The 25,709-nt window shown below is 46.6% G+C and carries 27 protein-coding genes; 19 read left to right on the top strand and 8 right to left on the bottom strand.

Annotation, left to right across the window (positions count from 1 at the left end):
* Positions 1–85 precede the first annotated feature (85 nt).
* Entirely contained in the window at positions 86–1,258 is a 1,173-nt protein-coding gene (gene aroC / locus BMY60_RS02030; RefSeq protein ID WP_090330818.1) for a chorismate synthase, read from the bottom strand.
* A 531-nt stretch (positions 1,259–1,789) separates the two neighbouring features.
* Here aroC and hemF point away from each other — a divergent pair.
* The 19 genes from hemF to BMY60_RS01930 all read left to right on the top strand — a co-directional run bounded on the left by hemF (position 1,790) and on the right by BMY60_RS01930 (position 19,317).
* Entirely contained in the window at positions 1,790–2,686 is an 897-nt protein-coding gene (gene hemF / locus BMY60_RS02020) for an oxygen-dependent coproporphyrinogen oxidase (RefSeq protein WP_090330815.1), read from the top strand.
* A gap of 408 nt (positions 2,687–3,094) precedes the next feature.
* Positions 3,095–4,078 carry a Kelch repeat-containing protein gene (locus BMY60_RS02015; RefSeq protein ID WP_090330813.1) on the top strand — a complete coding sequence of 328 codons (984 nt, stop codon included), beginning with the start codon at positions 3,095–3,097 and terminating at the stop codon, positions 4,076–4,078.
* A gap of 654 nt (positions 4,079–4,732) precedes the next feature.
* On the top strand, positions 4,733–6,154 hold the full coding sequence (locus BMY60_RS02010) for a form I ribulose bisphosphate carboxylase large subunit (protein WP_090330812.1): 1,422 nt from the start codon (positions 4,733–4,735) through the stop codon (positions 6,152–6,154).
* A gap of 111 nt (positions 6,155–6,265) precedes the next feature.
* Positions 6,266–6,592, top strand: a complete 327-nt coding sequence (locus BMY60_RS02005) for a ribulose bisphosphate carboxylase small subunit (RefSeq protein ID WP_090330810.1) — start codon at positions 6,266–6,268, stop codon at positions 6,590–6,592.
* A gap of 576 nt (positions 6,593–7,168) precedes the next feature.
* Complete coding sequence (locus BMY60_RS02000) at positions 7,169–9,604, top strand: CsoS2 family carboxysome shell protein (protein ID WP_256250631.1); 2,436 nt, start codon at positions 7,169–7,171, stop codon at positions 9,602–9,604.
* 68 nt (positions 9,605–9,672) lie between these two features.
* Positions 9,673–11,157 (top strand): carboxysome shell carbonic anhydrase, encoded by a 1,485-nt coding sequence (locus BMY60_RS01995; RefSeq protein WP_090330808.1) that lies wholly within the window; start codon positions 9,673–9,675, stop codon positions 11,155–11,157.
* 30 nt (positions 11,158–11,187) lie between these two features.
* Positions 11,188–11,445, top strand: coding sequence for an alpha-carboxysome shell vertex protein CsoS4 (locus tag BMY60_RS01990; RefSeq protein WP_090330807.1), 258 nt, complete (start codon positions 11,188–11,190; stop codon positions 11,443–11,445).
* Positions 11,445–11,690, top strand: a complete 246-nt coding sequence (locus tag BMY60_RS01985) for a carboxysome peptide B (protein ID WP_090330805.1) — start codon at positions 11,445–11,447, stop codon at positions 11,688–11,690. Before BMY60_RS01990 ends, BMY60_RS01985 begins: the two co-directional genes overlap by 1 nt.
* Before the next feature lie 106 nt (positions 11,691–11,796).
* The gene (locus BMY60_RS01980) at positions 11,797–12,093 is read left to right on the top strand and encodes an alpha-carboxysome major shell protein CsoS1 (protein WP_090330804.1); all 297 of its coding nucleotides are present in this window, start codon (positions 11,797–11,799) and stop codon (positions 12,091–12,093) included.
* A 45-nt stretch (positions 12,094–12,138) separates the two neighbouring features.
* A complete protein-coding gene (locus BMY60_RS01975) occupies positions 12,139–12,435 on the top strand; it encodes an alpha-carboxysome major shell protein CsoS1 (RefSeq protein WP_090330802.1) in 297 nt (98 codons plus the stop codon).
* 45 nt (positions 12,436–12,480) lie between these two features.
* Entirely contained in the window at positions 12,481–12,819 is a 339-nt protein-coding gene (locus BMY60_RS01970) for an alpha-carboxysome major shell protein CsoS1 (RefSeq protein ID WP_090330800.1), read from the top strand.
* An 11-nt stretch (positions 12,820–12,830) separates the two neighbouring features.
* A complete protein-coding gene (locus BMY60_RS01965; protein ID WP_090330799.1) occupies positions 12,831–13,268 on the top strand; it encodes a ferritin-like domain-containing protein in 438 nt (145 codons plus the stop codon).
* The gene (locus BMY60_RS01960; RefSeq protein WP_090330797.1) at positions 13,255–13,530 is read left to right on the top strand and encodes a 4a-hydroxytetrahydrobiopterin dehydratase; all 276 of its coding nucleotides are present in this window, start codon (positions 13,255–13,257) and stop codon (positions 13,528–13,530) included. The genes BMY60_RS01965 and BMY60_RS01960 overlap by 14 nt, the downstream gene beginning before the upstream one ends.
* Positions 13,531–13,532: 2 nt before the next feature.
* Positions 13,533–14,168, top strand: coding sequence for a ParA family partition ATPase (parA, locus tag BMY60_RS01955; protein ID WP_090330795.1), 636 nt, complete (start codon positions 13,533–13,535; stop codon positions 14,166–14,168).
* Positions 14,165–14,404: a hypothetical protein gene (locus BMY60_RS01950; RefSeq protein WP_090330794.1), complete on the top strand. Its 240-nt coding sequence runs from the start codon at positions 14,165–14,167 to the stop codon at positions 14,402–14,404. Before parA ends, BMY60_RS01950 begins: the two co-directional genes overlap by 4 nt.
* 17 nt (positions 14,405–14,421) lie before the next feature.
* The gene (locus tag BMY60_RS01945; protein ID WP_090330793.1) at positions 14,422–15,336 is read left to right on the top strand and encodes a CbbQ/NirQ/NorQ/GpvN family protein; all 915 of its coding nucleotides are present in this window, start codon (positions 14,422–14,424) and stop codon (positions 15,334–15,336) included.
* Between the two features lie 70 nt (positions 15,337–15,406).
* On the top strand, positions 15,407–17,761 hold the full coding sequence (locus BMY60_RS01940) for a nitric oxide reductase activation protein NorD (RefSeq protein WP_090330791.1): 2,355 nt from the start codon (positions 15,407–15,409) through the stop codon (positions 17,759–17,761).
* Positions 17,762–17,767: 6 nt separating this feature from the next.
* A complete protein-coding gene (locus BMY60_RS01935; protein ID WP_090330790.1) occupies positions 17,768–18,397 on the top strand; it encodes a BMC domain-containing protein in 630 nt (209 codons plus the stop codon).
* Between the two features lie 92 nt (positions 18,398–18,489).
* Entirely contained in the window at positions 18,490–19,317 is an 828-nt protein-coding gene (locus BMY60_RS01930; RefSeq protein WP_256250628.1) for a S1 family peptidase, read from the top strand.
* A 152-nt stretch (positions 19,318–19,469) separates the two neighbouring features.
* Here BMY60_RS01930 and BMY60_RS01925 read toward each other — a convergent pair whose 3' ends face one another.
* The 7 genes from BMY60_RS01925 to BMY60_RS01900 all read right to left on the bottom strand — a co-directional run.
* A complete protein-coding gene (locus tag BMY60_RS01925) occupies positions 19,470–20,615 on the bottom strand; it encodes a TIGR03088 family PEP-CTERM/XrtA system glycosyltransferase (protein WP_090330788.1) in 1,146 nt (381 codons plus the stop codon).
* 71 nt (positions 20,616–20,686) lie between these two features.
* A complete protein-coding gene (gene xrtA / locus BMY60_RS01920) occupies positions 20,687–22,246 on the bottom strand; it encodes an exosortase A (protein WP_090330787.1) in 1,560 nt (519 codons plus the stop codon).
* A gap of 41 nt (positions 22,247–22,287) precedes the next feature.
* Positions 22,288–23,316 (bottom strand): FemAB family XrtA/PEP-CTERM system-associated protein, encoded by a 1,029-nt coding sequence (locus BMY60_RS01915; RefSeq protein WP_218141604.1) that lies wholly within the window; start codon positions 23,314–23,316, stop codon positions 22,288–22,290.
* A 59-nt stretch (positions 23,317–23,375) separates the two neighbouring features.
* On the bottom strand, positions 23,376–24,230 hold the full coding sequence (locus BMY60_RS01910; RefSeq protein WP_256250627.1) for an XrtA system polysaccharide deacetylase: 855 nt from the start codon (positions 24,228–24,230) through the stop codon (positions 23,376–23,378).
* A gap of 3 nt (positions 24,231–24,233) precedes the next feature.
* A complete protein-coding gene (locus tag BMY60_RS01905; RefSeq protein WP_090330785.1) occupies positions 24,234–25,253 on the bottom strand; it encodes an XrtA/PEP-CTERM system-associated ATPase in 1,020 nt (339 codons plus the stop codon).
* 12 nt (positions 25,254–25,265) lie between these two features.
* Complete coding sequence (locus BMY60_RS15935) at positions 25,266–25,415, bottom strand: hypothetical protein (protein WP_218141599.1); 150 nt, start codon at positions 25,413–25,415, stop codon at positions 25,266–25,268.
* A gap of 15 nt (positions 25,416–25,430) precedes the next feature.
* On the bottom strand, positions 25,431–25,709 hold a 279-nt coding region (locus BMY60_RS01900), incomplete at its 5' end, for a transposase (RefSeq protein WP_177166538.1).

Raw genomic sequence — 25,709 nt, 5'->3', positions numbered from 1 at the left:
CGGCGGCAATGAGTGATTTAACCTTTCTTGTCAAGGACAAACGTCATTGTCCCAAAATTTCTTGTTTATTTGCCAGCAGTACAAATTATCCTTCTTCGGGCTCCGGATCTTCCTTCAAGGGAAGGCCAGCACTATCTTTTCCATTGACATGGCTTATGTAACTGGCATTGCCTTTGATTTTCGGTGTATGGCAAACAACATCCGCATTTTGCGCACGGTGACGTAATGCATGATCAATCAACACCAAGGCAAGCATTGCTTCGACAATAGGCGTTGCGCGAATGCCGACGCACGGATCATGCCGGCCATGTGTTTCAACAATCACCGGTTTGCCGTTTTTATCAATGGAGCGTCTGCCTAGACGTATGCTGGAAGTCGGTTTAATGGCGACGTTGACAGTAACTGGCTGCCCGGTTGATATTCCGCCCAAAATACCACCTGCGTTATTACTGAGAAATCCTGCCGGTGTTATTTCATCGGAATGCTCGGTACCGCTCTGCGCCACACTTGCAAAGCCTGCGCCAATCTCAACACCTTTAACTGCATTGATGTTCATCATGGCATATGCAATTTCGGCATCAAGACGGTCATAAACCGGTTCGCCCCAGCCTACCGGCACATTCTCTGCAACAGCGCTGATTTTTGCGCCCACAGAATCACCGGATTTACGTAATTGATCCATAAAAGTTTCAAGCTGCGCTACATAGCTGCTATCCGCCACAAAAAATGGATTCTGATGGACATCTTCCCATTGTTTGAACGGAATTTCTATCGGCCCAAGCTGCGACATATAACCGTGTACCACAACTCCAAATTTTTCATTCAACCACTTTTTGGCAATTGCGCCAGCAGCAACTCGTACTGCAGTCTCGCGCGCCGATGCACGGCCACCACCACGGTAATCACGAATACCGTATTTTTGCCAATAAGTATAATCAGCATGACCGGGGCGAAATACATCCATAATTTTACTGTAATCTTTGCTACGCTGGTCTTCGTTACGGATCAGTAATCCGATCGATGTGCCCGTGGTTCTACCTTCAAATACACCGGACAAAATTTCCACCGTATCGGATTCGCGACGCTGTGTTACATGACGGGAGGTGCCCGGTTTGCGTCTGTCCAGTTCATGCTGGATATCAGATACCTTGATTTCCAGACCGGGTGGACAACCGTCAATCACACAACCGATTGCAGGGCCATGCGACTCGCCAAATGATGTAACACTGAAAAGCCTGCCAAATGAACTACCAGACATGCGTAAGTTTTCCTGTAAATGTTTTTATCATTGTATTGATGCCAGTCAGCTTGTACATTTTTATCGTCACTTGCACCGTTTTCATAAATTCTAACGAAAGTACAGTTTGTACCCACGGATCCCTTGCTGGTTTTTAACTTGCCCTGTGTTGAATTGAACGCACATGCTCCCTATGCCGCAGAATAACTGCGTCTGCGGTCGCGAGCACGCAATTCAACACAGTTCGGCATTCAAATTCCAGCAATTGATGCAATAGCCAGATTAATCATGTTATATAACAGGTACAATATGCAGCAGGCCAGCCAAATTCAGTATTATAAACGTAAAAAGTATGGCAACGGCATCATGCCTTGGCTTTATCGTTTATTTAACAATAGACACTCTTTACACATCAAATTTTTGCAATCGCATTTATTTGTAGATATAAACAATATAATAAAAGAGTGCAAGCCAAAATTTGAAAAATAAAAGGCATACATGAATTGCGTATGGCGATTATAAGGCGGAATACGCTATAACACGGGAGATCGAATGAGCACAACGCAAGTTAAGGAATATCTGACCCGGCTGCAAGGCAGCATTGTCTCTGGGCTTGAACAGATTGATGGCAATAGCTTCCGACGCGACCAATGGGACCGTCCCGGCGGCGGTGGCGGAACAAGTGCGGTGGTCGAAGAAGGTAACGTACTAGAACGTGGTGGCGTCAACTTTTCACATGTTTCTGGCAGCGGACTGCCCGCATCGGCGACTGCGGCCCGCCCGGAGTTATCTGGCAGATCGTTTGAAGCTATGGGTGTTTCACTAGTTCTACATCCACGCAATCCCTATGCGCCAACGGTTCACATGAATGTACGTTATTTCGAAGCACGTAAGGAAGACGCCGAGCCGGTCTGGTGGTTTGGGGGCGGCATGGACCTGACGCCCTATTATGGATTTGAAGAAGACGCCGTTCATTTTCATCAGGTCTGCAAAGATGCATTACAGCCTTTTGGCAACGAATGTTATCCGCGGTTGAAAAAATGGTGCGATGAGTATTTTTTTTTAAAACACCGCAACGAGCCACGTGGAATCGGCGGGGTATTTTTTGACGACTGGAACAAGCCGGATTTTGCAACCTGTTTTAACCTGACGCAAAATGTCGGCAGTAATTTTCTGAATGCGTACCGCCCCATCCTGGAGCGCCGTAAAGACACGCCTTATGGCGAACGAGAACGTGATTTTCAGGCATACCGGCGTGGTCGCTATGTTGAATTCAATCTGGTCTGGGACCGCGGGACACTGTTTGGCCTGCAAACCGGCGGACGCACGGAATCCATACTAATGTCACTGCCGCCTGTTGTTAAATGGCGCTACGACTGGAAACCTGAAAGCGGCAGTGAGGAAAACAGGCTTTATACCGATTTCTTGACCGGAAAAGACTGGGTCTAATCAAGCTGCCGTATCGATAGTATTTAACCATTGATTCGGTGAAACTACTCTGTAAACATTGTTCTAAGCCCCGCCTGGCAGGGGATTTTCTACTTTGCTGAAAGTTAAAGATGCAACATTTTAACCTAGAATCATCTATTCAGTTGGATGGTGTTTAGAGTGCACTGTTCTTCCTTTTTGGCAAGACGCAATGAGGCGTAATAACGCGTTATTGCAACGAATTGCAACGCAGCAAAAAAGGAAGAACAGTGTGCTATAAGCATCATAGCGTGACCCACCCTTTTGGTGCGTAGCGTATAAAGAAATATCAGTTTTATTTCATAAGATTGACCATAGTTGTAGCGATCTAGTGAGGATTTTAGGTTTAATGACGGACTTTCTGAATAACATTGCACTGGAGGGCATCCGATGTTAATACACCCACTCCTAATAACACTGCTGATATTTTTGTGTTCGTTTGGACATGTGCCGTTGATTCATGCAAATCCCGAACCCGGAGTCTGGAGCCAGGGCGCCCCTGCCCCAAGCGAGCGTACTGAAATCGCTGCAGCCGCACTTGACGGCAAAATCTATGTTGTCGGTGGTTTTAACCGGCCTAGCCTTGGCAGCATTCTGGATTTTGCTATCAGCCGGAATGTTGAGGTCTACGATCCGGCTGCGAATAGCTGGTCCGTATCAACGCCTATGCCAGAAGGACGGCACCACACAGGCATTGCGGCACTTGATGGGTTTTTATATGTTATAGGCGGATTTGCCAAATCCGGTTTGACTGTCTGGCATGCCGTCAATACAGTATACCAGTATAACCCTGCTACGCAGACTTGGAGCGAACGCGCGCCAATGCCAACAGCACGCGGCGCTTTGGGCGTAACCGTTTATCAGGGCCGGATATACGCAATTGGCGGTTACGACGGCACACAAAACACAGGCGCTACCGAAATATACGACCCGGCAACGGATTCCTGGTCAATCGCCGCACCCCTTTCGGCGCCCCGCGATCATCTTGCAATTGCGGCGGCCAATTCCAAAATCTACGCAATCGGCGGACGATCCAATTTGAAATACCGGCAAAACACCAGCGTGGTAGAAGCTTATGACCCTGCAACTAACCAGTGGCAATTCAAAGCGAATTTGCCGACTGCGCGCAGCGGTATTGGCGCAGGCGTTATCGACGGACATATTTATGTGCTCGGTGGAGAGTCAGGTGAAGGCACGTTTGACAATAACGAGAAATATCTTCCCGACGAAGATCGTTGGATGATCATGGCGCCCATGCCGACAGCAAGGCATGGCTTAGGCGTGGCAGTGGCTGACGGACGGCTGTATGCAATTGGCGGCGGAACCTCGCCCGGCGCGTCATTTAGTCAGTTGAATGAAATCTTTTCCTATTGATTTTTTGTCAGTGCCTCAAAAATTGCTGTGTCTCAAAAATTGCTGATAGCAACTGAGTTAATGTCGGTTAATATTCAAATTTCGGTCGAGTAAGCCGGAGGAATTTCACCTCCAGCTCCTCACAGACTCCGTACGTGAATCTCTCGATTCATACAGCTCCTGCCGGCCATTCCATTAGCACCTCTCAATGCTAATACTACAGGCAAAGCATACGCCCGTCCCCGAACCGGGTTGGCAAGTGCTTTACCCGAGCCAACACATCCCCTTCACTCCATTTCCATTACAGAAATTTCATCGCTAATACGGGATGATCCGCCCCTCATACATGCATTGATACTTTCCCCCTTCGCGGGTTTCGCTTATAAGGCAGTTAGTGTGGGAGTTTCTTGCTATGGTACGAAATCAAATTTTTGCCGCCTGAAAACCTGTCAAGTGTTTTTTTAATTTCTTTTGGGGGTTAGCAGTTACAACCTATGTATAAATAAAATATTATCATAACTATCAGAATTATTAATTTGTTTTAATTCATGACTTGGCATATAGTTCGTGAAGCATTACAAACAGATCCTTTTAATAATTCTTCGATCTATAATAATTTCTCAACTATTTATTGAGAAATTTTAAATAGAACTTTCAATAATAGGAAATTGCAAGATGGCTGTTAAAACATACAATGCCGGTGTTAAGGAATATCGACAAACCTATTGGATGCCGGAATATGTTCCTCTCGATACCGATATTCTCGCTTGCTTTAAAATTACTCCCCAACCAGGTGTTGATCGCGAGGAAGCTGCTGCTGCTGTAGCTGCCGAATCTTCTACAGGAACTTGGACCACGGTATGGACCGATCTATTAACCGATCTGGATTTCTATAAAGGCCGTGCTTATCGCATTGAAGACGTGCCAGGTGACGACACCTGTTTTTTTGCTTTTATTGCTTACCCAATCGACTTGTTCGAAGAGGGCTCGGTGGTTAACGTGTTTACATCGTTGGTGGGCAACGTATTTGGATTCAAAGCGGTGCGTGCGTTAAGGCTTGAAGACGTTCGTTTCCCAATCGCTTACGTTAAAACCTGTGGCGGCCCACCGCTGGGTATTCAGGTTGAGCGCGACGTGATGAATAAATACGGACGTCCATTACTCGGTTGTACGATCAAGCCTAAACTGGGCTTGTCAGCCAAAAACTATGGTCGCGCCGTGTACGAATGCCTGCGTGGCGGCCTGGATTTCACCAAGGACGATGAAAACATTAACAGTCAACCGTTCATGCGTTGGAGACAACGGTTTGACTTCGTCATGGAAGCCATTCTCAAATCTGAGGCGGAAACGGGAGAGCGGAAGGGGCATTATTTGAACGTCACCGCACCAACGCCGGAAGAAATGTATAAACGCGCCGAATACGCTAAAGAAATCGGTGCGCCAATTATCATGCATGACTACATTACCGGTGGTTTCACCGCCAATACAGGATTGGCCAACTGGTGCCGGGACAACGGCATGTTGCTGCATATTCACCGTGCAATGCATGCGGTAATCGATCGTAATCCGCATCACGGTATTCACTTTCGCGTATTAACCAAGATTTTGCGCCTGTCCGGTGGCGATCATCTGCATACCGGTACCGTGGTCGGCAAGCTTGAAGGTGACCGTGAAGCGACTTTGGGCTGGATCGACATGCTGCGTGAATCATACGTTCCTGAAGACCGTGCACGCGGTATTTTCTTCGATCAGGACTGGGGGTCGATGCCCGGTGCTTTCGCAGTAGCTTCCGGCGGTATTCACGTATGGCATATGCCTGCGCTGGTAACCATCTTTGGTGACGATTCCGTGTTGCAATTCGGTGGCGGAACGCTGGGCCATCCTTGGGGTAATGCAGCTGGCGCCGCAGCTAATCGGGTTGCGCTGGAAGCATGTGTGCAGGCGCGTAACGAAGGTCGTCCGATTGAGAAAGAGGGTAAGGAGATTCTTACGGCAGCGGCGCAATACTCGCCAGAGCTCAAGATCGCCATGGAAACATGGAAAGAAATCAAATTTGAGTTTGATACCGTAGATAAATTGGATGCTACACACAAGTAATGCAAATAGTGGTTCTAAATTATGGTGTTGAGAAAATTTGATACAAAATTTGCTGCTCTCGGATCATGAGACTATGAATCGTTACTCTTAAGCAAGAAAGGATAAATAGAAATGACTGTTCAAGCCTATAAAGCTACACGCAAGTATGAAACTTTTTCATATTTACCGCAATTGACGCCCGATCAGGTAAGCCGCCAAATCGCTTATGCCATCAGTCTGGGTTGGAACCCTGCAGTTGAACACACCGAAAAAGGTGCCGATGCGTACAGCAACTACTGGTACATGTGGAAATTGCCCTTGTTCGGTGAGCAATCGGTAGAAGCGGTACTGGCTGAGATCGAAGCCTGTCATCGCGAATTCCCCGATCATATGGTTCGTTTTGTCGCCTACGATAATTACACCCAAAGTCAGGGATTGGCTTTCGTTGTTTATCGATAATCGAAACCGAATATTAATTGTTAGAGGTATGTAATGAGGCAAGTCTCAGATAGTATTGCCGTTGCTACTTTATCGGGGCGTGATCTAGCTTTGCGGCGTCGTAAGGTAATGGCGCTACATGGCAAGACAGGTATGACCAATAAAAAATTTAATCAGCAGTCAGCAGCAGTACACAACACTAGTAATACTGCCTCAACCACGTCATCTGTCGATCCGGTCTTCACAACTTTAGATTCTGCGTCCAGTAAACACGTTGCAACTGTGAATAATGGCCGCAGCGTTAGTCGCGCCCGACGTAATGCAATGAACCAATTAGGCAAAACCGCTGTGAAGACTACATCCAGCTTGCCAAGTGGACGCAGGCGCCCACAGCACCAGCACAACATGCCGTCAACCATCATTGAACAAGAAGGTATTTCAAAAAAATCATGTGACTGTGATGATTGCGATTGCAATAATAGTAAGCAGGAATCTCCCTCTACAGGAAAGACTGTCGTTGCAAGTATTGATCAAGTAGACTTTGACACTGTATCAATAAATAGTGGTCGCAGCGTTAGCCGCGCCCGGCGTAATGCAATGAACCAATTAGGTAAGGCTGCTGTGAAGGCCACATCCGGCTTGCCAAGTGGACGCAAACGTACGCAGCACCAACGCAGCAGCCTGCCAACCGCAACTTCTCAAGAAATAACTGAAAAATCAAGTGATCGTAGTAATAGCGGTTTTGACGGTATCAAACGAGGTTCTTCTATTACAAGAGATGATGCCGCCGAGATAAATAGCGGTCAAATTCGTGCTGACTCTGCACCGGCAGCATCAAATGTGCATAATAAGACGCTTGTTAATTTGAGCAGTCGTGCGTTTGCGCGCGCTCGACGCGCAGCGTTAGCCCAGGATGGCAAGTCTGGATTAAAACGGGTATCGCAAGTCGCTAAAATTGCTACCGCAATGCCGGATATGGATTGGCAAACTGCAATAGTTAAAGGCGCTACTGGCCGTCAAGTGGCTATGCAGCGTCGATTGGTACGGTCTGTTGCTGGTTTTGCCGGTATCCGTAACGAGGAATGTCGTCCATCTGGACGTATGCGTACCACGCAATCGTTACACGTGCCTCCCAAGGTCGAAAAAGGCCATACCCTTTCCGACCATGAGGTAACAGGAACAATGGTAGAACGAAGTAAAAGGGTTACCGGTAATGAGCCTGGCTCCTGTCGCGCCATCACTGGTACAGAGTACATTGGTGCCGAACAATTTGAGAGCTTATGTACTACACGGCCAGAACCTGCGCCGACTAAAGTAAGTGTCAGCAGTACGCTGCGTAGTCACAAGATAACCGGAGCCGAACTGGGTCGCTCAATAAAAGTAACCGGCGATGAGCCTGGTGCCTGCCGTAACGTAACTGGCACAGAATACTTGGCTGCAGAGCGCTTTGATGAATTTTGCCCCAGCAAACCTGCGCCGACTCCGGCAAAAGTTAATATTGCCTGGACTGAAAAAGAGAAAGCAGTCACCGGTACTACAGTAGTCAATACGCAAAAGGTAACGGGTAACGAATACGGCGCCGATCGGGCCATTACGGGTACAAACTACACGCGCCAGACCGCGGATGATGCGCCCGAGAAGGTAATTGTCTCACACACCGGACATGATCAGCAGGTTACCGGTACAGCGGTGGGGCATACCACAAAGATCACCGGTGATGAACCGGGTGCTTGTCGCAGCAATATTACTGGAACCGAGTATCTTTCAGCCGAGCAGTTTAAAGATGTCTGTCGATCGGAGCCACCGTCTCACCCACATAAAGTCAGTGTAATGAGTTCGCAGGACAATCTTCCGGTATCCGGTACTGAAGTCGGTCGTTCCGGCAAAGTTACCGGTGACGAACCTGGCTCCTGCCGTCCGGTTACCGGCTCGCAGTACTATACTGCCTCCGACTTCGGAAAGTTATGTGAGGCCAACGGACCGCGTAAAGTAAGTTCCATGCAAACGCTTGCAAATGGTACAGTGACTGGAACGGAGGTCGGGCATAGCCCAAAGATAACCGGTGACGATAAAGGTGGGTGCAAACCCGTCACCGGGACAGATTATGTCGGTGCAAATCCGGAAGGTTGCACTGTCAGCACCCCTGTACCCCCTGTTGCCAAAGTATTGGTCGACCAGACATGGCGCGGTCAGCCAGTTACGGGAAGTTATGTGGGCCGCTCCCAGAAAGTTACGGGGGATGAATATGGCGATTGTGCCCCCATAAGTGGAACGCCTTATATTGGACGCAACCAATATAGTGGTTTTTGTGGAACTTCGGCGCTTGAAACGCAAAAGGCGCGCCTGCCTGATAGCACCAGCATACCGGCTGTTGCTGTTACAGGCGATCGTCCTGGCGCTAATGGAGGAGCAATGACAGGTGACGAACGGGGTATTTGCGAACCCGTAACCGGAACACCTTACATCGGAGCAGACAATATTGCCAGCAAGTGCGCATCAAGCGGACGTTTTGTCCCTCGAGCACGTACTTCTGAAGAACCGGTATTGCCACCTCCCCCGGCCGATTTCAGTATTAAACCGCCTGCGCGGCAAGCACAAGAACGGCGTATTGCCAACGATAATATCACGGGCTATGTTTACACCGATGAACGTATAACAGGTCCGGCTAATAAAGCAGGTGGACTCATTACGGGAACACCGGAATTTCGCCATCGTGACAGCATGAATTTGCAAATCACACAGGAAGAAGCGGTAGCTGCCGCCCATCAACGATTGACTGGCGAAGGCAAGATGGGCACACGCATCACAGGTGATGATGCTTGGCATGCTCAGAATCGTATTACAGGGACTGAAAGCGCTTCTTCCCTGACGCGTAATTTATCAATGCGCGGCGAGACCCGGGGTGTTGGCATCAACGCGCAGCATTTTCGTGAAATGGAACGCCCACCCGTACCGGAAAGCCGAATTACCGGCTCGGCCGGCAATTCGAGCAAGGGTGCTGTTGTGACTGTTTCGGGCGGCGCGCGTGCCTGAAAGGGTAGCTCATAATGAATATACGTAACCGCAAACAGACATCACGATCACGTAAGCGAATAACCAGAATGAATGTAAGCACGAATCTATCAGTTGAAAACGTACCGAGTCCGGAACCGGTCTGTACTGTGGGCCCGAGCCAAAGCTGCAGACACGCGCTCGTCGATGCTGAATTAAATGATCTTTTGTATATTTATGAAGAGCTCGTTCGCAGTCGCTTCTCGGCAATTACGAATACGCTCAAAAAACTCTCTATTTATCAGCACGAACTGGATTTCGTGACGCATGCGCAACGTATCGCGAAGGATAATCTGCGTTATGAACTGCCGCTGGATCTGCTCGAGGATGCTTGGGTATCCGGATTAAACTTACGCGCATTGCATTCATACTGTACTTTTCGCAGTTTCAAGGAATGTGTCGCCAAGGTGCGGTTTGATCAGGCATCCTGGCGTGAAGTCAATGCGTTGCATACCGATTACATACAATCCTGCGGATACCACACCGTAAACATCAGCCCCTGTTCGGATGGGCGTCTGCAAGGATTGTTGTCTTTTATACTTCGACTCGCACCCAGTGAGTCTGTATTTGTCAAATCCTATGCCGGTGCAATGTTTGATATCGAGGAAGATATCGCCAACTGGGCGCATCGTGAACTTGAACGTTTGTCCGGCGGTCTTCCCGGTAGTGAAGAGCGCAATTATCTGAAAATAGCGGCCTATCACTACAGTAGTTCGAATCCTGGCCATGAAGGCTGTGCCGCACACGGCAGCGATACGAACAAAGCGATTGAATCCGCTCTGGCAAGACTCAATGGACTGCGTGCCGCGATTAATAATACCTATGGGCGCGGAGCGGCCCCGGAAATTTTATTAATCGGGGTTGATACGGACATCGATTCCATTTGTATTTACTTGCCGGATGCGAACGGTGATATCGATCCAGATCGCTATATTGATAACGGCGTGCTTTATCAACAATCGTTAGGTATGGATCTGGAAGCTGCACGCAACTATATTTCCGACGCTGTGGCCAAGGTGGAATCTCAAAGCGGAACAGGCCAGGGAGCGGGGAAGATGGCGGCAGGCATGCGAAATCTGATACTGGGTCTGCTCGAAGCCAACCTGTCGCAAATCGAATTTGTCGTTCAATATCATGCCGGGCGCTACGCCGTAATCGGCCACAACGAGCGCTTTATTTGCGCGGGAGAGGCCATGAACGAACTTCACTTGCGCAATAAATTTTATTTTGCACATTTGCGCACGGTAGAAGAAGGCGCGGCCCACCTGGATGTAGGGATCAAGATTTTCACAAATCTTAATATCAAGCATGGTCTGGCTGTACCGGTACTGGTGCATTATCACTACTCGTCGAATGTGCCGGGCTCCCGTGAACGTATGATCGCGCGTGGTAGACGCGTCAAAAAGGCAATTGAGGCGCGTTACCCGGATCTCCATGCAAGAGGCTTTTTGAATTGCCAGATAGCAATCAGCGATAAAGCGGGCACGGAGCGTTGTACGTTCATTGAAGATGAAGTTAAAGCGGCTGGGCATTAAAACGGGTCGCGTTGTCGAGGTAGTGTTGCTATGAAAATCATGCGGGTTGAAAAGACACTGGTGTCGACCAACCGGATCAGAGAAATGGGACATCGTCCATTGCTGGTTGTGGTAGACAAAATCGGCGGAACGCCGAGCGTCGCGGTCGACGCGGTTGGCTGTATCCCTGGAGACTGGGTAATATGCGTCGGCTCGTCGGCCGCGCGCGAAGCGGCGGGTAGTAAGGAATTTCCAAGTGATCTGACGATTGTCGGCATTATCGATCAGTGGGAAGTGAATAATTCCTGATGGAAATCATGCGTGTCATCGATGAACTGGTTTGTACTCGCCGGGTGCCCGGTTTGAAAGCCGTATCGCTGCGGGTGCTCGAAACACAATCGGGAGAGTCGCTTGTGGCAACGGACCCGGTAGGTGTGCCGATAGGCAAGTGGGTGTTTACGGCAAGCGGCAGTGCGGGACGTATGGCAATGCCGGACAAAACGGTATTAACTGATCTGACCATCTGCGGGATTATCGATAATTGGGATAAATAAGCGGAATAGATAAGCAGATAGAAAATCATGCGAGACGCAATCGATTTTTTTAATTTGAACAGTATGAATGAACTATTTTTAACTAAGTTTGAAGAGGAGAAACAAAATGGCTGAACATGCAGGTATTGCGCTTGGCATGATTGAAACGCGCGGTCTGGTTCCCGCTATCGAAGCGGCGGACGCAATGACTAAAGCGGCTGAAGTCCGTTTGATCGGGCGTCAATTTGTCGGCGGCGGTTATGTTACCGTACTGGTGCGGGGCGAAACAGGTGCGGTGAACGCCGCGGTTCGCGCCGGAGCGGACGCTTGCGAACGTGTGGGTGACGGTCTTGTGGCCGCGCATATCATTGCACGCGTACACAGCGAAGTGGAAGGCATTCTGCCGACGGCTCCTGGAGCATGATTTTTATCAATTTTGAAGCAATTGTTTTTTTAGGAGTATTTTAGAATGGCTAATATGACCGGTATTGCGCTTGGCATGATTGAAACACGCGGTTTGGTTCCCGCTATCGAAGCGGCGGATGCAATGACTAAAGCGGCCGAAGTCCGTTTGATCGGGCGTCAATTTGTTGGCGGTGGTTATGTCACCGTATTAGTGCGGGGCGAAACAGGTGCAGTGAACGCCGCGGTTCGCGCCGGAGCGGACGCCTGCGAACGTGTGGGTGACGGTCTTGTGGCCGCGCATATCATTGCACGCGTACACAGCGAAGTGGAAGGCATTCTGCCGACGGCTCCTGGAGCATGATTTTTATCAATTTTGAAACAATTGTTTTTTTAGGAGTATTTTAGAATGGCTAATACGACAGGTATTGCGCTTGGCATGATTGAAACCCGTGGTCTGGTTCCCGCTATTGAAGCGGCGGATGCCATGACTAAAGCTGCTGAAGTCCGTTTGATCGGACGGCAATTTGTTGGCGGTGGTTATGTAACCGTACTGGTACGGGGCGAAACAGGCGCTGTGAATGCTGCCGTTCGCGCCGGAGCGGACGCCTGCGAACGCGTAGGTGACGGTCTCGTAGCCGCGCATATCATTGCACGTGTGCATAGCGAAGTGGAAAACATTCTGCCGACGAAACCAGAGATTAACGGTGGTGGGCGAGATGCTGAAATTACTTCTACCCGCAGCTAATAAGTAAATCGATGAGTGTCGATTCGCGTACGCTAGGCTGGCTGACACGCGCGCTCACCCATGAAATGAGTGCGGTGCAGCAATACCTTGCGCAAAGCATACTTGCGCGTTTGCAGGGAGATCCCATACAAGAGGAGAAGTTTCGCCAGGATGCGATTGAAGAACTTGAGCATGCTGAGCGTCTGATGGAGCGCTTAATCTTGTGTGGTGTAGCGCCTTCGGCCGGGAATTTAATGCCAGCGCGTCTTGGACGAAACCAGGATGAATTGTTGATGTTCAATCGCATGTTGGAAGTTAACGCCGTGCATTTATATCAGGATGCACTATCACATGCACAGCGCATGCGCGACGAAGAAACAGCTGCGTTGCTGGAATCTATTCTGAATGATGAAATTACCCATATCAACAAAATTGATGATATGAGGGCAGAACAAAATGAGCTTGGCTGAATTGCCCGATGGCTGGGAATCGCGCGGCGGACTTCCGGCATTGTTCAAACGTTTTGAGTTCGAGAGTTACAACGAGACCAGAGCATTTCTTGATGCATTAGCCGCGCTTGCTGAAGAAACCGGATTGCATCCACAGAATATCAATTTTGCGAGCACTTACGTGAATATAACATTGGATACAAATGACAAAGGAGAGCTGGGTGAAGCCGAATTAGGCTTAGCAATGCGCATAAACCAGCTTTACTTGAAAAAAAGCGATTGACTATGGCTCCATATATCATTGCTATTATTAATCAAAAAGGTGGTGCCGGCAAAACTACTTTAGCAATGAATCTGGCAGCCGGATTAACGTTGCGTGCCAAAACAATAGTAATTGATCTTGACCCACAAGGTTCTTCATTGCAGTGGGCAGCGATGGGCACAAATGCTTTTTCCACACCGGTTGAAGCAGTATCCGGAGATTGGAATGCTTATGGTCTGCGACTTAAATATAAGATTTACCAATACATTGTGCTTGATTGTCCACCTTCATTGGACAGTCATACATCCGCACAAGCTTTGCTAGCTTGTGATATTGCATTAATACCCGTTTTACCCTCTCCGATTGACCTTTGGGCAAGCATAAAGCTATCACAAGAAATCGAAAAAACAAAAAAGGACAACCCGGATATCCATTCTTATCTTGTCATTAACCAGCTTGAACCCAATAGCGCACTTTCAAACGCGATGAACGAGGCGCTCAAGGAATTTGATATTCCCGTGCTTCAAGCCATGATTCGCCGGCGTGCCGCGTATCGAAGCGCGGCGCTGGAAGGTATTTCGGTTTACCAAATGAAAGGAAATGGCAAGCGGGCAGTAGAAGAGATTGAAGCAATAATTAATGAGGCGATACCATTATGAACACAATGAAAGACAAGCTAACCTCAAGCGTGCGTAAAGCCAAGGCCGGCACAGCCCCACAATCAAAATCTGAGGCCGTTGATTCCGCAGCACCACCTGCCGCTAAACCAACGGAAGAAAAAACGAAAACCAGGCCGACGGCTGTCAAAAAAAATACCAAACAGAAAACCGTTTCCGCAAACAGTGTTAAGGAAAGCAGTGTTGAGCTGTTTCCAAGCCGTGTCTGGCCGGATTAAGTACAGGGAGTTTTGTTATGCAGAATCAGACATTCACACGTACTTACTCCCCCCGGCAGGCGATGCTGGCGCGCCGGACGCCGCAACAGCAGGCGGTGCAACAGACCGCCGCACAGATCGATACCGCCCCGTCCGGCGTACTGGAGCAATATCACATCAGAAGCGAGCCGTACTATCGTGTGGTTTCAGATGAAATCGAACTGTATGAGGCGGCTTACTCAGTGCGCATGCCTATTATGTTGAAAGGACCTACAGGATCCGGCAAGACACGCTTTGTTGAGTATATGGCCTGGAAGCTTGGCAAACCGCTGATTACCGTAGCCTGTAATGAAGATATGACCGCGTCAGATCTTACAGGACGTTTCTTACTTGATGCCAATGGAACGCATTGGCAAGATGGCCCGCTGGCTGTTGCAGCCCGATACGGTGCAATTTGTTATCTCGATGAAGTAGTAGAAGCGCGCCAGGATACCATTGTATCAATTCACACGCTTACTGATGCTCGCCGCATGTTGCCTCTGGAAAAAAAAGGCGAAGTCATCGAAGCGCATCCGGATTTTCAGTTGGTGATTTCATATAATCCTGGCTATCAGTCGCTTATGAAAGATCTCAAACAGTCGACCAAACAGCGCTTTGGTGCACTTGATTTTGATTATCCGGAACACGATATCGAGGCAGAGATTGTTGCCCATGAATCGGGAGTAAGTCTAGACGTCGCCAAAAATCTTGTACATATCGCTGAGCGCGCACGTAATCTCAAAGGACACGGACTGGATGAAGGTCTGTCAACGCGTATGTTGATTTATGCTGGTTCTCTCATCAGTAAGGGCGTGCAGCCGCTTGCTGCATGCCGTGTTGCACTGGTTCGCCCTATCACTGATGATGCCGATATGCGAGATGCGCTTGATTCTGCGGTTACTACCTATTTCTAAAAGAGCTATACGAAACAGTCAAACTGCAGAAAATACGGAATAAACCCAATTTGCCACGCTGGCTGCTTAAATGACTATCCACCTTGAAGAATATCAAGTACTCCTTGATGATCTGCCGAGCAATTCACAGGATGTATTGCGTTCATCATGGGCAGAGGCAGCCAAGGTTTTCTCATCGCGCGGCCTGAGCAATTATCTTAAGGCAGCTGTGGCGTTGCATGACCTTGGACGAGGAGAAGAACTTGTTGTAACCTTTATCCAGGAGATTCCACGCGTAGCCTACGTCATTGGCGAGGATATTTTACCGGATATTGTAAGCTTTCTGCTCTCTATGGCTTCCAAAACTTCAAGCCAAGTGCTTGCGCTTATAGTTAGCACGGCTCCCCTTGCTGCTGAAAGATTGAGTGACGAAGAACTCTTCCGTAGCTATCTCAGCGTATTGTCTATTATGCTGGCTCAAGCACCGCGCGGCTTGCGCCCTATGTTAGAGAAACTTGATCTGCTGCTGACACAGCTGACTCTTGGTGGTCTGCGCAGATGGGTGCAGTGGGGCACTCAAGCGTACAAATCAGACTTTGACGGTCAAATCCGTTATTTTTCACTGCAAAGCCCGGACGCACTGTCTGTTCTGCAGTCCGAACGAAAAGGCACATTGTTCGTAGATGTACAGCGTCGTCTCAACATTTACTTACGCGCAATGTGGGGGCGTGATTTTTTCCTGCGACCTACCGCTGGAGATTATGAAAACCGAGAAGGTTTGAGACCCTACATCAGTCATTATATTATCCATATTGCTGACGCCTATGATGATTACACATTCCAGGACGATGCAATGGCGGTTGAGTCTGTGATCCCTGGATCTGAAATTTACCGCGCTATTGCCAATCATTGTGCTGCACACCTTGTTTATACGCACAAGCCCTTGTCAATGCAGATGCTGAATACCACCCAGATAGCCGTTATTGAAGTAATTGAAGATGCACGAGTGGAAGAACTTGCCTGCCGCCAGTTCCCTGGCATGCGTAATGACTGGTTGGCATTGCACCCACTGACGGATTATAGCGAGCCGCAAACAGTGGGTGATTTGTTAAACCGGCTGGCAAGAGCGCTGCTTGAAGAAAACAGCGCTGATCCCCATCCGTGGATACGGAAAGGTGTCGAACTTTTTAGAGCAGAACAAGACCTGGACACTAACCAATCAAGCTGGAACATCGGTGTAGAACTTGCACATCACTTAGCGAAGTTCCCTTTGCCTGAATATGACCCACGATCGGATATTCTGCGCGCAATTTATAGAGACGACAACCGCGCCATCTGGGAATCTGAAGAATACGACGAAATGGAAGCCCTGGAAGCAAGCTGGATGCCTAAGCAGACGCGTAAAAAGGTTAATATTATGGAAATGGTAAATTCGCTGGATAACGAGTTTGCCGGTGACGATGCAGAGGAAATATGGGTACTGCCCACGGAGTACTGGCTGGATCAAGAGGGCGTAACCATCAATTCTATGGAGGGAAAAGAACCGATATCTGATCCCTACCACTATCATGAATGGGATTACCAGATACAGTTGGAACGGCCCAGCTGGGTAACTGTATTGGAACGCCGCCCCAAACTAGGCGATCTCGATCTGATAAATAAGATTATAGAGGATAACAAGCCGATCATATCGCGGCTTAAATTTCTTATCGATTCCATGACACCGCATGGCATGCAACGTATCCGGCGCGTTGAAGACGGTGATGAACTGGATATTAATGCAGCAGTGCGTGCCATGATCGATATTCGTATGGGACAACAACCTGACAACCGGATTATGATTCGCCATAAACGGAACATGCGGGATTTAGCCGTCATGGTGTTGTTAGACATGTCTGAGTCCGCTAATGAAAAAGTTCACGACCATGATTACACGGTAATGGACCTCACGCGCGCCGCCACTGTCCTTTTCTCAGATGCACTTGATCGTATCGGAGACCCTTTTGCCATACACGGTTTCTGCTCCGATGGGCGGCATGACGTGCACTACTCCCGCTTCAAAGATTTCGATGCACCGTATGGCGATCTTGTCAAAGCTCGTCTCGCAGCCATGGAAGGCAGTTATTCGACACGTATGGGAGCAGCCTTGCGTCATGCTGGCTCGATACTTAGACAGCAACCCCAAAATAAAAAAATCCTGTTCGTTATTACCGATGGCGAACCTGCCGATAATGATGTACGTGATCCACAGTACCTCCGCTTTGATACAAAACACGCCGTTGAGGAATTATTGCGTTCTGGTATCGTAACCTACGCGCTTTCGCTCGATCCGGGTGCTGACCAGTATGTCTCGCGCATCTTTGGCATGAAAAATTACACTGTTCTGGATCATGTAGAGAGACTTCCCGAGAAACTGCCTATGCTCTATATGGGACTTACGCACTAAGAAATCATGCAGATCTCTTTGCGTACTTTTGTTTTTATCGATTCACTGCAGCCTCAGCTCGCTTCTTATCTAGCCACATCTTCACAAGGGTTTCTGCCTACTCCCGGCGATGCATGTTTGTGGATTGAAGTTGCACCAGGCATGGCTGTGCATCGCTTGTCCGATATCGCATTGAAGGAAACGAGTGTACGCATGGGTGAACAGGTCGTGGAGCGTTCATTTGGTTCAATGGAAATCCATTACCGCAATCAAAGTGATGTGCTCGAAGCAGGTAATATTGTTCTGCGGGAAATTGGCGCTACTATTGAATCACGTATGGCCTGTCGAATTGCGTGGAACGAAATTATCTGCGCCATTACACCGGACCATGCCACACTTATTAATCGTCAGTTGCGAAAGGGCTCTATGATTCTACCAGGAAGAAGTATGTTTATACTGGAAGTGGAGCCTGCAGGCTATGCAATCTATGCAGCCAATCAAGCTGAAAAGGCCGCGCATGTTACGCTTATTGACGTAAAACCCTTTGGCAACTTTGGTAGATTAACAATGATGGGAAACGAGGCCGAAGCGAAAGAAGCCGCTCGTGCAGTCGAAAATGCTATTGAACAAATCAATAAACATGCACGAAAAGACTAAAAAAGCCAATAAAGTCTGCGCTATACAACCAGAGATTGAATTGGTTGATGAATAACATCGTGATGTGATTTTATCTCACCGGAGCGCGGGTAATGATGGAAATTAATTCTACTACCAAGAAGTTACTGTTTAATACCGTTCGTGTTGATACCGTACTCGAAGACGGCAGTGAGGGATCGGGAACCGCTTTTATTGTGAGCCATAACCACCTAAACAGTACGTACCTGTTTATCGTTACCAATCGACATCTAGTAGAAAGTGTACAACGTGGCGGCCTTGTATTTACACAAAAACGCAATGGCCAACCTATATTCGGCAAACGTTTCCAACTAAATATAGATGATTTTTCGCACGCATGGTACATGCACCCCGACCCAGAAATCGATCTTGCAATTATTCCACTACGACCACTTGAACAAGCCGCAAATGATCAAGGCGTTGAATTATATTATCACACTATCGATAGTCGGTTAGCACCTGACGCTATAACTTTAAGTGCGCTCGACGTACCAGAGGAAGTATTTTTTATTGGCTATCCGAGTGGCGTGTGGGATCAGGTTAATCTCATGCCAATTTTTCGCCGCGGCACTACAGCAACGCCGATCGCCCTTGAATTCGAAGGCCGGAAGGAGTTTCTCATTGATGCTGCTGTATTTCCAGGTTCCAGCGGAAGCCCGGTCTTTGTTAATCCATCAGACACCCTGAGAATGACACGACCTACAAACAGGAAATTAATATTCGCAGGCATAGTCACCGCCGTTTTTTTTCGAGAAGAGGCCAATCATTTGATCCCTGCTCCAGTGCCTGCCAACAATCATAGCATAGTCATGGGTTCAGAAATGATTGATCTCGGTCTCGTCATTAAAGCACAGGTAGTAGTCGATTTAATTAATATCTATTTAAGTAAATGGCTCGACTGACAGTGTTCACTTATATTACCAAGTAGACTTTGCTTACCATACTGACTTGGCCAGACAGCCGACAGATAAATTGTAATCACTTTTATTGGAATTCATTCAATCGCTAAAGCTGAATGAATAATCGATAACAGGATTGAACAGTTACAATCAACCTATTTTATTTGTAATAAAACTTGATCGTATACGTCAAGATATTTATTTATCATGGTTGTAATACTAAAATTTGTTTCAATCTTTTGACGCGCTGATCTGCCATGCTCTAGAGCTAGTCCTGGGGCTGTAAAATAATCCAGAATTGCATCCGCAAGCTCTGTTGTACTGCCGGAAGCAACCAGCCTACCGGTTCTCGTGTCTTCTACCAATTCCACATTTCCGCCTACGCGTGTTGCTACAATGGGCAACCCACTGGACATCGCTTCCAAAATTGTATTTGAGATCCCTTCAGCAAGCGAAGGTAATACAAACAGATCCATCATGCGCATGAACTCCGGAATATCAGAGCGTTCTCCTGGAAACCAGACAATATTACTGGCTCCGGCCTTCCGCACTAAACGAGTGCATTCTTTACGTGTACTGCCATCACCAACAATCATCAAACGCATTCTGTTACGCGCTTCAGGAAATTTTTCTAGAATCAGCAAAAAAGCACGCACCAGATTCGGGTAGTCTTTAACTGCTTCCATTCTTCCTACGCTACCAATGATAAATGCACCTTCTGTAAAAAAACCTTCTGGGCTAAATCGGCAGTAACTGGATAATCCAGGAGAAAAACGATCATGATCAACGCCATTATAAATTTGACTAATCCGTTCCGGTGAAATACCCAGCAAACGTGTGAGCCATGATTCCAAATCCTGACTGACCGTGATGAAATGCCCTACAAATGGATAAACAACCCTGCGCAACATATTATATTTAAAATTTTCACCTTTTAAATCAGATATGTCACGGCCGTGCTCACTGTGTATTCGCTTTTTAATTCCTGCGGCAACGGCAATTATTTGGGCTTCCAGAGCTGCCAGATTACGTGTATGGATAATATCCGGTTTTAATTTACGCAATACTGTAAACAGCTTCAGATATAATTTAAGATCGTACCCCTCGCGTTTATTCAATGAAATGATTTCAATATCATTCCGAATAATTCTATTACGAAAATCCGTGTAATCTTCAAGGCAGATGATAGCGTGACGATACCGGCTGGAAGGAATGGTATTAATCAGATTAACCAGACCATTCTCTAATCCGCCGACACCAAGGCGATGAATGACGTGCGCAATTAAAGGCGGGTTCTGCATCTAAGATTATGCCATACAAGGTTCGCTAATTTTTTACAAACAACCATACATTATTTGATGGATCATAAAAATCACTGCTTGTTTACATTATCCAGACTGTCTGTTATGCCAGGCAACATATCCTTTAGGAATTGTTGAAGTACAGGTATTGCTTCATCGGGCTGCAATCCATAAGGTGTTGCGACAATTACTTCAGCACCAAAATCATTTTCTGTTAACAATCTGTTTTTAGCGAGCATCACTTTCGCCATATACGGACTAATTGTTTCATCATTGTCTAATACATACCAGCGCCATACCAGCAAATTTTCATAATAAGATCTTAGTTGAACCTGGCGATATGTAATTTCACGAGAACCCACCATGAATGACTGCACGTTCTCATCAACCTGCTTCCAAGGAGAATCCATTTCCGGAACTAGCACATTTCCCGAATTTATTAATTCATTACCCTGTCGTTGATTCTGGTAATAAGTAATAAATAAGCTGACCCGTTTGTATTCGCCGTTAATAAAGTGCGCCTCAAACTTTCCGGGAGAGCCGATATAAATTGGATCCCAATTCGAAACCGGGTCATCGGTTAAGTGCCAGCTTTTATCAGAATGAAAAAAGTTAAATTCTGGCTGGACAAAATTAATATCCTTTTCGAGATGGGCCGCGTAAATCGGCCATATTAATGCGACTGCAAGTACCGAGCCCGTTATTAAAACCGTCTTTTTGATCGAAACGACATTATTTTCATCCTTGATTCTACTGCCGTCATTCCTTTGGCTCTTGTCGTCATCTATTCTATCTTCGCGCCATAGAGAACCAACCCAAAAGAGTAATAGCATGACAAAACCGAAAAAGATCCACCCGTATATCAGGTGATCCACACCCACAGCCAATTGCATATCACTTAAATGTCCAGTCATGACAATTAAGTATGCGCGAATACCATTCGCAATTATTGGCACAAGTATCGAGAATGCTATAAAAATGATACGTTTGATTAAACTACGATAAGTTAGATAAGCATAAAGCGTTCCTAATGTTACCGATGCGATTAAATACCGCAATCCGCTGCAAGCTTCCACTACAGACCAATTTCCCGTTGGGAGTGAAAAAAACGTACCTTCCCGGTAAACAGGTATGCCACTCAACTGTAAGGCGCTTACCGTAAAATCCGCTGTGAAATTTATCAATGGCGGTATCAGGATATCTCCAAATGGTACTGCAAAGAACAGATAAGCCAGCGGAAATGCCAGAACATACATAGTCCTGTAACCCAAAATAGCGGCAACCACGATTGGCAGCATGGCCACAACAGTATACTGCATTACCACCTGGACACTTGCCAGTTCCGCAATCAGCCAAAGACCGCCAAGCACAAGCAAGCCGATTAGAGCGGTTGGACTGGGCTGTTGATTGAGAATGGCGATACTTTGACGTTTAGTCCAAACCATATAAATCACAAACGGCAGTATCAAAAAACCATGAGCATAGGTATCAGACCTGTACCAGGTATCTACCATAGACCAAACGGTCTCATGATAAATGGCCAAAATCCCAACAATAGCCAGTACTGTCATCAAAATGGCAAAAAGAATTGAACTGCGATTTGAATTCTCTGATAAAACAATAGTGTTCATGTGACTTCACTCTGTAAATTTAATAATTGTCCTCTGCCACATTAACCCAGGTTCTTGACAATAAACGGTCCAATCCTGTTCGCAACAAAAAGCGGCAATCTTTGCCAGGTTTGAATAAATAACTTATATTTCGGGTTTGAAGGACTATGATTGGGTATCTGAGAAGACTTAATTAATTGGTACTCATAATAAAGCGGCTGGGGCTCGAATCCCCAGTTTTTTTTGAAGCTGTATGATCCGGTACTTCGCTTACTCCGTCCAAAATCAAATGTCTTATAACCTTTCTCGCAGCTGCGCCGCATCAGTTCCCAATACATAAAATCATTTGCAGCCCACTTTCTGGCGTCGCCGGTGCCCCCGCCGTAGTAAGGCAATACTTCATCCCTGAAATAAAAACTCATTACACTACTTATCGTCTCTCCATTTTTATGAATCGTCATGAGCTCACAGTCTTGCGCAAATGTTTGTTTAAGCATCTGAAAGTATTTTTTTGAAAAAACCGGCGTACCCAGGCGATGCACACTGCCTGAATAAGCAATAAAGAATCGCTCTATATCTTCGTCAATATCGCTCTCCAGCCCGAATTTAATGCCTTTCCTTATCATTGCACGTTGTTTACGCGGTATCGCCAGCAGATTTTTTTCAATATCCTGGTCGATCGTTTTGCGGAAAGTGACATATAAATCCTTAGTCGGCCAGTCCTGATGTACTGGGCTCATGTTACGATATTCGAGGTAATCAACCTTTTGTTTTTTTGCAAGTTCAATGGCTGCTGATTCAAGTTTCTTCCGCGCCACATCGTTGTTAGCAGCGACACCGCCGTAGACACAAAAAGGCAATGCACTCAAAGAGTGTCCGAAAAGAAAGCTTTTGATTTCAGCGAGTGGCAGCACACCCTGAATTTCACCGTTGCTCTCAACATACAAAAACCAGGTCTTATGATTAAACGCCTGTTCAATTACATTTTTCCAGCCTGCTCGATGAAAAAAAGTCGCCTCAGAACATGACAGAACAAACTGATCCCAGCGCTCACAATCCCTTGGCTGCATTTCATGCACAACCATTTGCATATTTGAATTTTCTGTACCTGATACCGTGGTTAGTACACTCATTTATAAAACATTACCTTCTAGTTGAGAAAAATTCTATCTACTCTGTCCCATTTAAAATCATGGGTCAGCGCTTTCAGTCTTTTTTCCATACGCCGCAAATTAAGATAATGCCTGAACCGGGTCTTGAAACTGACGCCATCCAAACGTGGTTGATCCGCGTCTATCTCCCATGGATGGAAATAAAAAATAGCGGCATGAGACTCAACGCTGTTTAATCGTTTAATAAACCATTTAGAAACCGTATAGGGCCATAATCTGAAATATCCGCCACCGCCAGCAGGCAAATTCCGCCCCCACAGTCGTACTGTTGTTACGGGTAATTCAAGCACTCCGTTATCGCCTCTTGGGAAATAAGCAAATCTTGGAGCATCAGGCATGCCATAATGATCATGCCGCACTGGATAAATACTTGAACTATATCGATACCCGGCTTCTGCAAGACAATCAAGCGCCCATAAATTTCTACTGTTAATTGAAAAACTGGGAGCACGGTAACCCTGTACAGCCTGGCCACTTATATCCTCTAATATTTTTTTACTTCGAATAATATCTTCATTAAATTCTGCTGGAGTCAGCTCCGTGACACGCGCATGCCCCCAGCCATGACTGGCCAGCTCATGTCCATTATCCACTATACATCTAGTCATCTGTTGATACCGTTCAGCAACCCAGCCCAATGTAAAGAAAGTTGCTTTGATTTGCTTTTCATCCAGCAAATTCAATATTTTCTCCATATTGTGTTCGATTCTGCATGGTATAGTATCCCATGACGACTTGGGTATATGGTTCTCAAATGCGGAGACTTGAAAGTAATCCTCAACATCGATCGTCATCGCATTTTTGATTAAAGGACGCGTGCTTAACTGATTCATAATCTATCTTTTGTTAAAGTCATTTTTTGCATTACCAAACGACAGGTTTTGTTTTAATAAATCCAGGACAAAAAGCACAGATTTTTCCATCCTTACTAATCGGCTTTCCATTTTTTCCAGGTCAACTTTTACAAGATTGTTATTTTCGTGTATCTCAGTCACAAACTGATTTGTCGCATTTTCTGTTTCCTCGGCTGCCGTTTGGGATGAATCAAATTCTTGTTGAAAATCATTGATGACTTCATTCACAGCATCCTCGCCAAAATGATGCAGCTCTTCCAGACACCCCATCATAAACATCCGATCACACAACAAATTAATTTTTCGCGGAATCCCGCCGGTCGACAAATGAATTAAACGATAAGCACCGTCATCAAGAACTGGGTCATTCTGCCATCCAACAGTATTTAATCGATGCTCGACATATGCTTTCGTTTCCTGCTCGTCCAAAGGACCCAAATGATAAGTGGCAATCACTCTTTGTCTAAGCTGTTGCATCTTTTGATTCAAAAGAGTCTTTTTAAATTCAGGCTGACCAAGTAAAAATGTTTGTAATAAAGGCGCTTCGTCCGTCTGAAAATTGGATAACATGCGTAACTCCTCAAGCGTTTCAGAGGTAAGGTTTTGCGCCTCATCAACAACCAGCAAAACACGCTTTCCCTGTCGATCACAGCGCTGCAGAAACTGCTCAATTTCAAGTAACAAAGCAGCCTTACTAGCTTTTGCGTAGGGCAAACCAAAAGCAGCAGCTACCAGTGTTAAAATGTCATTAGAATCAATATGCGTGTTAACTATTTGAACAGCAACAATTTTATCTGATTCAAGTTTGCGAAACAGATTTCGCATCAGCGTTGTTTTACCTGCACCAACCTCACCAGTCAAAACAATAAATCCTTCTCCTTGCGAAAGCCCGTATTCCAAGTAAGCCATAGCGCGTTTATGACCTTTACTGCCGTAAAAAAAACTGGGGTCCGGTTTTAACTGAAACGGTTTGGCACTTAGTCTGTAAAACGATTCATACATTACTTAATTCCATTAGAAATTCTTAGTTAAAGAAACTGTGACTGCATTGGCAGTTAAATCAATATCCTGACCACCGGATTGAATATTCGAAAGCCGATCAATTCGTTGATACTGCAGCATACCAATCAAATCCGGAGAAAAATCTCTAGTATTTCGATTCATTAAATTATTTACAAATTAAACGATTTCGAGATTGAATTTCTTCCAGCGGTAAACGACAGGAGTAGAATTAATTTCCTCGATTCCTTTAAGTATCCGTTCCCGCAATTCGGCCTTGGAGGAAACACGAATATGCCTCAAAAACGTCCGCGCCATTTTAGAAAAGGCCGCCTCAATTAAATTTAGCCACGATCCATGTTTGGGCGTATGTACATAGATAAATCTTCCAGGCCTTGAGGCAAGATACTTCATTGTTTCTTTGGAAACATGGGCCGAGTGATTATCCAGTACTACACG

The organism is Nitrosomonas sp. Nm51, assembly GCF_900111165.1.
Taxonomy (GTDB): Bacteria; Pseudomonadota; Gammaproteobacteria; order Burkholderiales; family Nitrosomonadaceae; genus Nitrosomonas.
Note: the sequence above shows the minus strand (reverse complement) of the source record. Positions and strands in the feature narration are given on the sequence as shown.